This is a genomic window from Bacillus sp. FJAT-45037, assembly GCF_002797325.1.
Classification (GTDB): Bacteria; Bacillota; Bacilli; order Bacillales; family Bacillaceae_D; genus Alkalihalophilus.
Map to the genome: position 1 here is coordinate 3,177,803 of NZ_KZ454938.1, position 13,479 is coordinate 3,191,281.

General features: G+C 39.1%; 11 protein-coding genes and 1 pseudogene. 9 read left to right on the forward strand and 3 right to left on the reverse strand.

Features of this window, described 5'->3' with window-relative positions; all coding sequences use genetic code 11:
- The 6 genes from sigW to glmS all read left to right on the forward strand — a co-directional run bounded on the left by sigW (position 1) and on the right by glmS (position 7,123).
- Entirely contained in the window at positions 1 to 564 is a 564-nt protein-coding gene (gene sigW / locus CDZ88_RS16175) for an RNA polymerase sigma factor SigW (protein WP_100374485.1), read from the forward strand.
- Between the two features lie 16 nt (positions 565 to 580).
- Entirely contained in the window at positions 581 to 1,222 is a 642-nt protein-coding gene (locus CDZ88_RS16180; protein WP_100374486.1) for an anti-sigma factor family protein, read from the forward strand.
- 230 nt (positions 1,223 to 1,452) lie between these two features.
- Positions 1,453 to 2,277 carry a diadenylate cyclase CdaA gene (cdaA, locus tag CDZ88_RS16185; RefSeq protein WP_100374487.1) on the forward strand — a complete coding sequence of 275 codons (825 nt, stop codon included), beginning with the start codon at positions 1,453 to 1,455 and terminating at the stop codon, positions 2,275 to 2,277.
- Entirely contained in the window at positions 2,270 to 3,517 is a 1,248-nt protein-coding gene (locus tag CDZ88_RS16190) for a CdaR family protein (protein WP_100374488.1), read from the forward strand. The genes cdaA and CDZ88_RS16190 overlap by 8 nt, the downstream gene beginning before the upstream one ends.
- A gap of 23 nt (positions 3,518 to 3,540) precedes the next feature.
- Positions 3,541 to 4,890 carry a phosphoglucosamine mutase gene (gene glmM, locus CDZ88_RS16195; RefSeq protein WP_100374489.1) on the forward strand — a complete coding sequence of 450 codons (1,350 nt, stop codon included), beginning with the start codon at positions 3,541 to 3,543 and terminating at the stop codon, positions 4,888 to 4,890.
- Positions 4,891 to 5,320: 430 nt separating this feature from the next.
- A complete protein-coding gene (gene glmS / locus CDZ88_RS16200) occupies positions 5,321 to 7,123 on the forward strand; it encodes a glutamine--fructose-6-phosphate transaminase (isomerizing) (protein WP_100374490.1) in 1,803 nt (600 codons plus the stop codon).
- A gap of 202 nt (positions 7,124 to 7,325) precedes the next feature.
- Here the strand turns inward: glmS and CDZ88_RS16205 are convergent, their stop codons facing one another.
- The gene (locus tag CDZ88_RS16205; RefSeq protein WP_100374491.1) at positions 7,326 to 8,705 is read right to left on the reverse strand and encodes a hypothetical protein; all 1,380 of its coding nucleotides are present in this window, start codon (positions 8,703 to 8,705) and stop codon (positions 7,326 to 7,328) included.
- A 134-nt stretch (positions 8,706 to 8,839) separates the two neighbouring features.
- Between CDZ88_RS16205 and CDZ88_RS16210 the strand changes: the two are divergent.
- A pseudogene (locus CDZ88_RS16210) lies at positions 8,840 to 9,379 on the forward strand (3-hydroxybutyrate dehydrogenase); the annotation flags it as partial.
- A gap of 46 nt (positions 9,380 to 9,425) precedes the next feature.
- Here the strand turns inward: CDZ88_RS16210 and CDZ88_RS16215 are convergent.
- On the reverse strand, positions 9,426 to 10,919 hold the full coding sequence (locus tag CDZ88_RS16215; RefSeq protein ID WP_100374492.1) for a gluconokinase: 1,494 nt from the start codon (positions 10,917 to 10,919) through the stop codon (positions 9,426 to 9,428).
- A 24-nt stretch (positions 10,920 to 10,943) separates the two neighbouring features.
- Positions 10,944 to 11,801 carry a MurR/RpiR family transcriptional regulator gene (locus CDZ88_RS16220; RefSeq protein ID WP_100374736.1) on the reverse strand — a complete coding sequence of 286 codons (858 nt, stop codon included), beginning with the start codon at positions 11,799 to 11,801 and terminating at the stop codon, positions 10,944 to 10,946.
- 197 nt (positions 11,802 to 11,998) lie between these two features.
- Between CDZ88_RS16220 and gnd the strand changes: the two genes are divergently transcribed.
- Together gnd and CDZ88_RS16230 are read left to right on the forward strand one after the other, a co-directional pair.
- A complete protein-coding gene (gene gnd / locus CDZ88_RS16225; RefSeq protein WP_100374493.1) occupies positions 11,999 to 12,898 on the forward strand; it encodes a phosphogluconate dehydrogenase (NAD(+)-dependent, decarboxylating) in 900 nt (299 codons plus the stop codon).
- 26 nt (positions 12,899 to 12,924) lie between these two features.
- A complete protein-coding gene (locus tag CDZ88_RS16230; RefSeq protein ID WP_100374494.1) occupies positions 12,925 to 13,407 on the forward strand; it encodes a tripartite tricarboxylate transporter TctB family protein in 483 nt (160 codons plus the stop codon).
- Positions 13,408 to 13,479 lie beyond the last annotated feature (72 nt).

Consider the following 13,479-nt stretch of genomic DNA (forward strand, 5'->3'; position numbering starts at 1 on the left):
ATGGAAGCGATAGTGAAAAGAATTATACATGAGGTGAAACAAGGGGACGAACAGGCCTTTGCTGAATTGGTAGAGCTTTACAAGGACAAGGTGTATCAGGTGGCATATCGAATGGTCGGTAATGCGCATGAAGCGCAAGATGTCGCGCAGGAAGCTTTTTTAAGAGCATATACTAACTTAGATCGATTCGATGTGAATCGGAAATTTTCTACATGGATTTTTAAGATTGCTACGAATGTCGCTATTGATCGGTTAAGAAAGAAGAAACCAGATTTCTACTTGCAAGACTCAGTGAATGGTTCTGATCATTTAACTTATGAAAGTCAGTTAGCTGCAGTTGAAGCATCACCTGATGAACAGGTTTTAACGATGGAATTACAAGAATGGGTACAAGATGAAATTAACCAATTACCACCGAAATATCGGATTGCTATTGTTCTGAAGTATTTAGAGGATTTATCTTTAAAAGAAATTAGTGAGATTTTAGATATGCCGATATCAACGGTTAAAACACGTATACATCGCGGAAGAGAAGCTTTACGTAAACGTATGCGACATGTATAGAAAGGGGGACTTTAAAATGAAATGTGAACAGAGGTATAGCTCCCTTATTCATAAGTATTTAGATGGGGAAGTAACTAAAAGTGAAAAAAATCAACTAGAAGCTCATCTTTTAACATGTGAAGATTGCCTGCTGCATGTGCGTGAACTGAAAAAGGCAATTGCTTTTGTGCAAAGTACATCCCATATTGAGGCACCAAACAATTTTACCAATCAAGTGATGGCCAATCTTCCTAAAAAAGATGCGCCATCGAAAACAAAGTCAAAGTGGAAGCGATGGACAAGGCAGCATCCAATTCTTGTCGCGGCAGCAGTGTTTATACTGCTTATGTCAACAAGCATATCCTCTCTATGGCAAAATAATACCGATCAAGTAAGCTTCACCGGTTCTGGCAATGTCCAAATTGATCAGGGGAGTAAGCGGGTGATTGTCCCTGAAGGAGAAATTATTGAAGGGGATATGACTGTGAGAAATGGGGAGTTAGTTATTCACGGTGAAGTACGGGGGAACATATTGTTGGTTAACAGTGAGCCATACCTAGCCTCAGCGGGACATGTCTCAGGTGAAATAGAAGAAGTGAACCAGGTGCTTGATTGGATTTGGTATCATACAAAGAACTTTTTTTCTGAGGTGGTCTCAGTACTAGATGATAATAAGTAGAACGGAAGCTCCTATTTTAGGGGCTTTTTATTTTTCAAGGCCTTTAAGTCTGTAAAAGTAGCACAAAACGAGAATGAAACGACTTGGTTAATTTATGATATAATAAGGCAGTTGATAATTATAAAGAGCTATTCATTGAAATTTGGTTTGGATAGGGTGAAGTTGTTTAAAATGATAACAGTGCACGAGCAGGATAAGTAAATGAATGCTAATGGTTTGGAGGATATGCCATGTTTCCATTTGAGGATTATACGTGGCTCAAGTATATTGGGCAGGTTGTAGATATATTGCTTGTCACCTATGTTGTGTACAAGCTCATCATGATTATTCGAGGGACACGAGCTGTACAACTTGTAAAAGGAATTACAGTCATTCTACTCGTGTGGTTTTTAAGTCGATTTTTTGGACTTAGAACACTTGAATTCCTTATGTCTCAAACATTAACCTATGGTTTGTTAGCGATTATTATTATATTCCAACCAGAATTGAGACGAGCACTTGAGCAGTTAGGTCGTGGACGATTGTTCTCAAGTAGAGCGGTCCCGCAAGAGGAATCCATACAAAAAACAATTGATGGAATAGTCAAGGCTTCTGTTTATATGGGAAAGCGCCGAATTGGGGCATTAATGTCGATTGAACGAGAGACAGGAATGTCTGATTACGTTGAAACAGGTATTTCAATGAAAGCGGATCTAACGTCGGAACTTCTAATAAATACATTTATTCCGAATACACCGCTCCATGACGGGGCTGTGATTATAAAGGATGATAAGATTCTTGCTGCTGCTTGCTACTTACCTCTTTCAGAGAATCCTTTTATTTCAAAGGAATTAGGGACTCGACACCGTGCAGCACTAGGAGTAAGTGAGGTTACTGATTGCTTAACGATCATTGTCTCGGAAGAAACGGGAGCGATCTCGTTAACAAAGAACAGTGAATTGCATCGTGACTTAGATGAAGAGCAGCTAAGAGGATTATTAGAAAGTGAACTGTTAATTGAATCGAAACAACAATCATCTTCTCGCTGGAAATGGGGGGGGAAGAAGAATGGATAAATTATTTAATAGTCATTGGTTTGTGAAAATCATTTCTTTCTTTATTGCATTAATGCTCTTTACAATGGTCAATATCGATGACTTGACGAGTCAGCCAGGTGTACTACCTTCATTAAGCGACCGTACGTCTACGTTAGAAGAAGTAGAAGTGAGTGTTCTTTATGATGAAGATAATTACGCGATTATTGATCAGACTGAACATGTTCAAGTGAAATTAAGTGGATCTCAAAGTGCGATTGCTATGTTTCAATTGATGAGACCAGACTATGAAGTGTTTGTTGATGTATCAGAACGCGAAGAAGGAGTCCATACTCTAGGTGTACAACATCGAGGGTTCCCAGGAGATTTAGCGGTTTCGATTGTTCCACAGTTTGTCAGAGTAGAGCTGCAGGAAAAACAAACCGTTTCAATTCCTGTTGAAGTTGAAGTTGTAAATGCTGAAGCCGTTGAAGAAGGGTATTCTGTTGGTACACCTTTAGTGTCACCAGTTAACGTAACGATTACCGCTGCACGTGAAATCGCAGGACAGGTTGCTGAATCGAAAGCGTACGTCGATGTGACAGATGCGAATAAGATGATAGAAGAAGCGGTGCCAGTTAAGCTCTATGACAGTAACGGAAATGAGCTTCACCTTGATGTTGAGCCAGGCATTGTGGATGTGAAAGTACCTATTACGAGCCCAAATAAAAGCATTCCGATTCGAATTTCACGAGAAGGCGAATTGGAGAATGGTCTAAGTATTGAACGAATCAATATGACACCAAAAGAAGTAGTGATCTATGGGCCTTATGATGTGATTGATTCAATCAATGTGCTAGAAGGCTTGTCGCTCGATTTGAGTGACATCAATGAAAATGAAACCTACTCAATGGAGGTTCCAATTCCACCTGGTGTTCAACAAGTGGAGCCTGAGACAGTTGTAATAGATGTTGAAGTCGCAGAAGAAAAATCGAGACAGTGGTCAGATGTGTCGATTGAATTACTTGGTAGAAATGCAGGACTTCTAGTCGATCTTGCAGAAGGGCAAGAAGATACGATCTCCATTGTCGCACATGCAACCGAAGCCAACCTTGATCAGTTTTCGGTCGATGATATCCAAGTATATGCAGATGTGAGCGGACTTAGTGAGGGCGAACATTCTGTACCTATTCAAATAAACGGACCACAAAATATTCGATTTAGTGTGAGCAAAACAAATGTAAACATCGTAGTCATAGACCAGACAAGTTCTGATGAATGACCGATTGAAGGAGAGAATTGATAATGGGAAAATATTTTGGTACAGATGGAGTTAGAGGTGTAGCAAATAAAGAACTTACACCTGAACTTGCCTTTAAACTAGGAAGAATGGGAGGTTATGTGCTCACAAAACAAACAGAAAAACCCCGTGTTATCATTGGGCGTGACACAAGAATTTCAGGTGAAATGCTAGAGAGTGCACTTGTTGCTGGACTTCTTTCAATTGGAGCTGAGGTGATGCGCTTAGGTGTGATTTCTACACCAGGTGTCGCATACTTAACAAAAGCATTGAGTGCTAACGCTGGGGTCATGATTTCAGCGTCACATAATCCAGTACCTGATAACGGCATTAAGTTTTTTGGTCCAGATGGTTTTAAATTAACAGATGAACAGGAAAAAGAAATAGAACAATTACTCGACCAAGCAGAAGATAATCTACCTAGACCAACAGGTGATGGTATCGGTCAAGTGAATGACTACTTTGAAGGTGGTCAAAAATATCTTCAATTCCTTAAACAAACAGTACAAGATGATTTCTCAGGCATTCACATTGCGCTTGATTGTGCGCACGGTGCAGCCTCTTCACTTGCAGCCCATCTATTTGCAGACCTTGAAGCCGATATCTCAACAATGGGTACATCACCAAATGGTGTAAACATTAATGAAGGCTGTGGTTCGACGCATCCTGAAAAGCTTGCTGAACTAGTAGTTGAAAAAGGAGCACAAGTAGGACTTGCCTTTGATGGGGATGCTGATCGCCTGATTGCAGTTGATGAAAAAGGTCAACTGGTCGATGGGGATCAAATCATGTTTATCTGTGCAAAGTATATGAAAGAGCAAGGCTGGTTAAATCACGGTACAGTTGTTTCAACAGTTATGAGTAACCTTGGATTTTATAAAGGACTTGAAGAAGCTGGTATTGAGACAAAGCAAACAGGAGTTGGCGATCGTTACGTAATGGAAGAGATGCGTAAAGGTGGGTTTAACTTAGGTGGAGAGCAGTCTGGTCATATTATTTTCTTAGACCACATCACAACAGGGGACGGGATGTTATCTGCGTTGCAACTTGTGAACATCATGAAAGCAACGGGACGTAAGTTGTCAGAGTTAGCAGCTGAAATGGTAACATTCCCACAAACACTTGTTAATGTGCGTGTGACGGATAAATATGCTGTGACAGATAATGAGCAAGTCCGCAAAGCGATTGAGAAAGTAGAAGAGGATATGGCTGGCAATGGTCGTGTACTTGTACGCCCTTCAGGAACAGAGCCTCTTGTACGTGTCATGGTTGAAGCGAAGACAGAAGAACAATGTGAGCAATATGTGACCGAGATTACCAAAGTAGTAGAAGCAGAAATGGGCTTGACTGAGTAATTAGACATGCATGAGGAGGGAACGGTTTGGACTCCTCATGCATATTTTTTAAGTAATGCAAGTACTTCCACTCTAATTAATCAAAAAAGTGTAAAGCGTTTACCAATGATTGACGTTCAGACAACATTCTTGTATGATATTGTGTGTAATTAGGAAAGGGAGGGTAGAGGTTGACATATGAGAAAAATAAAAAGCGCCTGAACTACACAGTTGGACGGGAAATCTGTGTAGTTGACGAGGAGAGGGTTTATCGATCATCGGCGGATGCCCTTCGGTTGTAAGCATGACAGCCGTTAAGCTTCTGTAAAAAACAAAGGGGTGACTCTTTGGACAAAATCAGAGGCAACATGCCACTATAATTTTAACGAAAAGAGTGGGGGCAAGTGCGCCCCAAACGGTCCTTGCCCCTGACTTCAGGAGGTCATTTATTATGTGTGGTATTGTTGGATATATTGGTACAAAAGATGCAAAGGAAATTTTATTACGTGGACTAGAGAAACTTGAGTACCGTGGTTATGATTCAGCTGGAATTGCTGTAGCTAATGAGAGCGGTGTGCACGTATTTAAAGAAAAAGGACGGATTGCAGCTTTGCGTGAAGTGGTTGATTCTAAAGTTGACGCGACAGTAGGAATTGGACATACACGTTGGGCAACGCATGGTGAGCCTAGCCGCAAGAACGCGCATCCGCATCAAAGTACAACAGAGCGCTTCACAATCGTTCATAATGGTGTCATTGAGAACTATGAGCAATTAAAGCGTGAGCATCTATCACAAATTCAATTAACGAGTGATACGGATACAGAGGTTATTGTTCAGTTAGTAGAGAAGTTTGTCGCAGAAGGTATGGCAATTGAAACGGCATTTCGTCACACTCTTTCATTATTAAAAGGTTCATATGCAACAGCTCTTTTAGATAATGACAATACAGAGATCGTTTATGTTGGGAAGAACAAAAGCCCATTATTAATTGGTGTCGGAGAAGATGCGAATGTGATTGCTTCAGATGCTATGGCGATGCTTCAAGTAACAAATCAATTTCTTGAAATCATGGATGAAGAGCTTGTAATCGTGACACGCGATGCGATTACAATCAAAACACTTGATGGTACGATTATGGCACGTGAACCTTATACAGCAGAGCTTGATGCAAGCGATATTGAAAAAGGAACGTACCCTCACTTCATGCTAAAAGAAATTGATGAGCAACCGTTTGTTATTCGTAACATCATTCAAAAATACCAAAACGAAGATGGTTCTGTTCGCCTTGACGATAATATTCGTGCAGCGATGAAAGGATCAGATCGTATTTATATTATTGCCGCAGGAACAAGCTACCACGCAGGTCTTGTCGGTAAGCAATTAATTGAAAAGATTGCACAACGTCCAGTAGAGGTTCACATTGCAAGTGAATTCTTGTATAACATGCCTTTAATCTCGGAAAACCCACTCTTTATCTTTATTTCTCAAAGTGGTGAAACAGCGGATCTTCGCGGTGTATTAGTCGACGTGAAAAAGCGCGGTCACCAAGCATTAACGATTACAAATGTTCCGGGTTCAACGTTATCGCGTGAAGCGGACTTCACACTTCATACGTATGCAGGACCAGAAATTGCAGTCGCATCTACAAAAGCCTATACAGCGCAAATGGCTGTTCTTACTCTACTTGCAGTCGATACGGCAAAAGCAAAAGGACTCGAGCTGGATTTTGATCCTCTACAAGAGTTAGCGATTGTTGCAAATGCAATGGAAACATTGACAGCACAAAAAGAACAACTAGAAAAAGTTGCTCGTGATTATTTAACGATTACTCGTAACTGTTTCTTCATTGGCCGTGCAGTTGATTTCTATGTAGGACTAGAGGGTGCTCTTAAGTTAAAAGAGATCTCCTATATCCAAGCAGAAGGATTTGCTGGTGGCGAGTTAAAGCACGGAACGATTGCTTTGATTGAAGAAGGAACACCAGTGATTGCCCTCGCGACACAAAAGCATGTTAACTTAAGCATTCGTGGAAATGTAAAAGAAGTAGCAGCACGTGGAGCTTACCCTTGCATCATTAGTATGGAAGGAATGGAAGAGGAAGACGATGCATTCGTATTACCGGCTGTGCATGAATTCCTAACACCGTTAGTGAGTGTAATTCCAATGCAGTTGATTTCTTACTTCGCAGCTCTTCACCGTGATTGTGACGTAGATAAACCACGTAATCTGGCAAAAAGTGTAACAGTTGAGTAATTGACTGACTGATGTTTATGTCGATTTACTATATAATCTAATTAACAAAGCCTCTTAAGGATTTACTACCTTAAGAGGCTTTGTTTTTATCATGAATCATATTGTTCCAAACACACGACGCTGATAAAAAATGAAAGAACAATTTAAAAAGGTCGGTGAAATTTAGGAGAGAAGCCTAGTTTCACCGACCTTTTTTTGTTAATTAGGATGATTGTTTCATCTGTATTAAAAGGTTGTTATACGATTCTACTTCTTCTAGTTTACCCATTTTTTGATAGGTTTTAACAAGCCATTGGATAGGCTCTGTTTGTTGAGGGCGTAGCTCCATTTCCCAGCTAAAGCATTCAATCGCTTTCTCATATTGTTGAAAATCAAAATAAAGTTTTCCGAGTGTTAGTTGGTTATCGGTATCATCCATTAGATGAACCATTTCTTGAATTTTGGAGATAATCGGTAGTTGATCAACCTCACTACTTTCCTGAAAGTGGGTGTGAATATCCGCTAAGCTATAGCGGTCCAAAAGATCGGGAAGGGTAGCTTTGATTATGTGTTCAAAAGTTTGTGGGGATTGATGAGCAAAAGGAAGTAATCGTTCAGAGATTGCCTGCAAAGATGGGCTAATCTTTGATAGGGAAACATGTGTAAATAACTCAAGTAACTTGGCGGCTTCTTTTTCAGATAATGAAAAGGAATAATTAAAAAGTACATCAGCCGCACCGTTATAATTATGGTCATTCATTAGCTGTTGATATACGTGTTGATGTAAGCCAGATGTCGGTGGTACATGAGACAGAAGGGATTGTTGGATAAGCAAAGCCTCTTTAGCTGATAAATGAGTAGTTAAGCCTTTTATTAGCTCTTCGCAAGCTGAAGGAGTTGGATCTTCACGAAATTTCTTTACATAGATAATAAGAGGGTCAATGATACGGTTTTGTTGTTGATAAAGTGTTAATAACGTTTCGTAGTAATTGTGAGAGAAAGATTGTTGTTCGGCATAGAGCGGTTCTGTTTCTAACAATTTAGAAAGAGGGGCTTGGAAATGGGCTTTGGAATCAGAGTAATCGGCATGTTTAATTGCGCTTGTTACCCACGTATCTTTATATCCTCTAGTAAGTAGCAATTTAGCCAACCGAAAGGCGCCTAGTAATTTTCCGTCGCGACGATAGCTAAAGAAGGCTTCTTTTAATCGTGTATTTAATTGTTCTTGTGGAATATAAGAATCGAAGTAAGACAAGATTAAGGATGAGTCCAACAGCGAATATTGTTTAGTGATTTTTGACAGGAGTTGATTGATTGAGTCAATCTTTACCGATGATGAGTCAGAGAGAAGGAGTGAAATGATCGGACTGGGAGCATTGATACAATGACCTTTTTGTTTAAGTAACCCTAAAAATGAGCTTCGATCACCTGTCACTAAAGGTTGTATCGTTAAAAATTTGTTTTTATAAAAAAACAAAGAGTAGCGAAGGTTATTCGCACCACTACACTCAACAACCTTACATTGTTGAAAAATGGTTATCTTATGAGCTAGTAACTTTATTTGCTGATTATTATTATGTAACGTCCATTCAGTCGGTTGCATAAACAGACCTCCTTTTCTTCACTATAACATAGTTCAACGCTGAAAAATAGAAAGCCAAAGATAACGAGAGTGTTCTTCAAAAGAAGAATGCTCTCTTTTTTTGAAACCATAGATTAAATACGTTGATGAACGACGGTAGAATTGATGTCTTAATCAATAATGCAGGCATTCAACATGTAGCGCCTCTTGAAGAATTCCCTACTGACAAGTTTGAATTTATGATCAAAATTATGTTAACAGCTCCGTTTGTTGCAACAAAGCTTGTGTTTCCACTAATGAAAAAGCAAAAGTTTGGTCGAGTCTTAAACATCTCTTCCATCAATGGTTTAATTGGTTTTGCTGGAAAAGCGGGCTATAATAGCGCCAAACACGGCGTGATTGGTCTGACAAAAGTGGCGGCCTTAGAAGGAGTTGAGCATGGAATTACGGTAAATGCACTCTGTCCAGGTTACGTAGATACACCATTAGTACTAGATCAACTTCAAGATTTAGCCGAAGCAAGTGGTGTAGAGCTTGAGAAAGTGCTAGAAGAAGTCATCTATCCACTCGTGCCACAAAGGCGGCTACTAGAAGTAGAGGAAATAGCTGATTATGCGATGTTTCTAGCAAGTGAAAAAGCTAAAAGTGTGACTGGACAAGCTGTGGTCATGGATGGTGGGTATACGGTTCAATAACTATAAGACGAAAGGGCATCTACCGTATGAGGTAGATGCCCTTTCTTTAAGTCGTAAAAAGATTTTTATATCGATCATACAGTTCCTTATACTCTTTATAGATACTTTTGTATAATTGTTTTTCATGTTCATTAGGTTGTATGGCTGTTTGGAAAGGAATAGATGTTTTTATAGATGACAGACTTTCCACTTCACCAATAGAAAGCAAACTAATCCAAGCTGCTCCCCATGCTGAACTTTGGTGAGACTCTGGTAGCCTTACTTCTTTATCGAATATATTTGCGATCATCTGGACCCAGCAAGACGAACGAGCAAACCCACCGCTTGCATAAATGGACTGCTCTTCTTCGTTACTTTGTGAGACCAAATTATCGATCATGAGAAGGTTTAGGTTGATCCCTTCTAAAGTAGAACGAATGATATGTTTTTTCTGGTGCTCAATTGAAAGACCGATATAAGATCCGCGAATGTTGGAATTCCAAATGGGGGCACGTTCACCATTGAGAAAAGGGAGAAATAATAAGCCATTTGAGCCGACTTCAACACTCTCAATCATCTCAAACAGCTTCTCGTATGACATCGCATTTAACTGTTCATCTTCAAAAATCGAACGGACCCAATTTAAAATATTTCCACCGTTATTAGATGGACCTCCGACGATCCAGGAATTTTTTGAGAACGCATAACAGAAGGTTGATTGGTTCTTGTTAAGGACTGGGGTATGAGAAAATTGACGTATGGCCCCACTTGTACCGATTGTCAAAGCTGTTTCTCCCGGGTGTATAGCCCCGAGTCCAATATTAGCTAATGCACCATCGCTCCCTCCTGCGACAAATGGAATATCCTGCGGAAGACCTAGTTGGACAGCTAAAGTTGGGTTTAATCCAGTAAATTGATAGGTTGGCTCTACGGGCTTTGAGAGTTGCTCTATCTTAATTCCAGCAAGATCTAAAGCTACTTGATCCCATGTAAACTCATGGATGTTAAACAGACCTGTTGCAGAAGCTGTTGAATAATCAACAGCAGCTTGCTGAAACCATCTTCCTGTAATGAATTCTTTTATGGATACAAAGCGCTTTGCCTCAAGATAGGCCTTATTTTCATTTTCCTTCATCCAAATTAATTTTGTAAAAGGAGACATAGGGTGAATTGGAGTACCTGTTCGCTGATAAAGTAGGTGTCCAACCTCTGATTGCTTGATCCGTTCAGCTTGTTCGGTACTTCTTCCATCGGCCCAAATAATCGAGGGAGAGAGGGGTTCCCAATTCTCATTAACACAAATAAGAGTATGCATTGCAGCGGAGAGACCAATAGAAGAAATTTGATGTCCACTTTTAGTAGCTTGTTCGACGACTTGCCGAAGTGTAGATAAGACGGCTTTCTCAATTTCAAGAGGACACTGCTCAGCCCATCCTTTTTTGGGGTGAACCGTTGAAAGGGGTTTTTCACTTTCAGTTACTACGGTTCCGTTTTGCTCAAAAAGGACGGATTTGGCACTAGTTGTTCCAATGTCTACACCAATTACAAGTTTTTTTGTCATGATTATACGTCACCATCCTTATGATTACAAACGCTTAATGGAAATCGCTTTTCTCATCTTTGTAAGAGACTCTTCTACTTGTTCTTTTCTTTGTATACTCACATTAACGTACAATGCATCAATTAAACTTAGTTGAGCAATGCGAGATGAAAGAGCTTCTGAGCGATACTCTGTTTCTTCTGATACTGTGTATAGGGCATAGTCAACACGATCACTTAAAGGAGATTTTGCTAATGAGGTAATGCCGATCGTTGTAGCACCTTGATTCTTTGCAATATCTAACGCTTGAAGAATATCACGATTTGAACCTGAATGTGATATAAGAATGACGACATCTTCTTCGCTAAGTTGAGAGGCTGACATGACTTGAAAGTGTGAGTCATTGTAAGAAATTGATGGGATACCTGTTCTCATAAATTTGTGGTGAGCATCCATCGCAACAATACCAGATCCTCCATTGCCGTAAAATTCGATTCGTTTAGCTGCTACTAGAGATTCGACACAATTTCGAAATACGTCCTCGTTTAAGATAGAGAGGGTTTCTTCAAGTGTACCGACATTTGATCGGAATACTTTTTCGGTCACGCTCTTTTCATCGTCACCTTCTTCAATAGCTTCATGTATATTGTTAATTCCAGTAACTATCTCAGAAGCCAAGGCGATTTTCATAGCTTGATATCCTTTGAATCCAATTCTCTTACAAAATCTAAAAACGGTAGATTCAGCAACATTTAAATTATCAGCAACTTGACTTATAGATGAGTGAATAATTTCCTCAGGGTGTTCCAATACGTAATCTGCAATTTTCTTTTCTTTTTCTCTAAACTCATGATAGAGCGCTTTCACTTTATATCGGCAATAATCTTTTTGATCAAAATTAATCACAAGATCAACTCCTAAAATCTACTTCAGACAAAAGTATAGATGGGTAAGCGCCCTTATTATACAATTATTTATTTAAAAAGAATAGTTAAGAAAAATATTTTTTCATAAAAATGTTGTAAAAGAAATTTTTTTGCGTATAATTAGTTTCAGAGACAAAAGCAAACGCTTTCAAAAAAGATATAGGGAGTGATATCATGCAAATTGGATTAATTGGACTTGGGAAAATGGGCTATAATCTAGCACTTAATTTATTAGATCATAATCACCAAGTTGTTGCATACGACGTTAATGAAAAGACTGTGTCAGATGTTACTGAAGAAGGAGCTACGGGTGTCAATAGTATAGAGGAGCTCATCGAAAAGCTTGAGACCCCACGTACAATCTGGGTGATGGTACCTGCTGGTGATGTGACAGATCAAGTCATTAGAACATTAGCTAATCTATTAGATGAAGATGATTCGATTATTGATGGAGGCAATTCTAATTACAAAGAGAGTTTGAAAAGAGGAGCGTTCCTAGAAGAGAAACATATTCATCTTTTAGATGTTGGTACCAGTGGTGGTGTAGAAGGAGCTCGTCATGGAGCCTGTTTAATGGTTGGTGGAAATAAAGATGCATTTAATCGAGTGGAAGCAGTCTTTGAAGATTTATCGATAGAAGATGGTTGTTTATATGCAGGAGCTTTAGGAAGTGGTCACTTCTTAAAAATGATTCACAATGGGATTGAATACGGAATGATGCAAGCGATTGCAGAAGGGTTCGATATCTTAGAAAAGAGCCCATTTGAGTATGATTATGAAAAAGTAGCGAAAGTATGGAACCATGGGTCAGTAATACGTTCTTGGCTAATGGAATTAACAGAGAATGCTTTTAGAAAAGATGCAAAGCTTGATGAAATAAAAGGGATTATGAATTCATCAGGTGAAGGAAAATGGACAGTTGAAACAGCATTAGACCTACAAACAGCAGCTCCTGTAATTGCCCTATCCCTAATGATGAGGTACCGCTCGTTAGAAGATGATACGTTCACAGGGAAAGTTGTTGCAGCTTTGAGAAACGAGTTTGGTGGACATGAAGTAGTCAAGAAAAACTAATCAGTGGTTTTTTGATTTAGGGGGTGATGATCATCAACTCGAATATTGTTTTAGGAATTATTATTCTTATTTTTTCAGCTTTTGCTTGGACCCAAACAGGTGAGTTACCGAATCAATCAGCTTTATTTCCTAAATTAATTATTATTGGTTTAGGAATCACAGGTGTCTTAATGATCGTAGATACGATCATTAAGAGAGATAAATCAGGTAAGCGAGTGGAGAACGATCTTGATAGACAGGTCATTGTTTTTCAAATACTCATACCAGGTTTGATTTTAGTTCTAGCTTATTTTTCATTGATCTTGTTTGGTTTTTATGTGACGTCATTTCTTCTTGTGATTACGGTTTTCTTCTATCAAAACTACAGAACAAATCAACAAAAAATCACGAAGCGTTTATCATTGAAGGCCATTGTGTTTGCTGGAATTGTAACTAGTTTTATGTATGTATTGTTCACATTGCTTTTAAACTTACCAACACCTCAAGGTTCATTGTTTGAAATTTTCTAAATAAACGGTTGTTAATTTAAAAATTAGCCTATAAAAAAGGCTATATAAATTATATAAGGGGATGAGAATTCG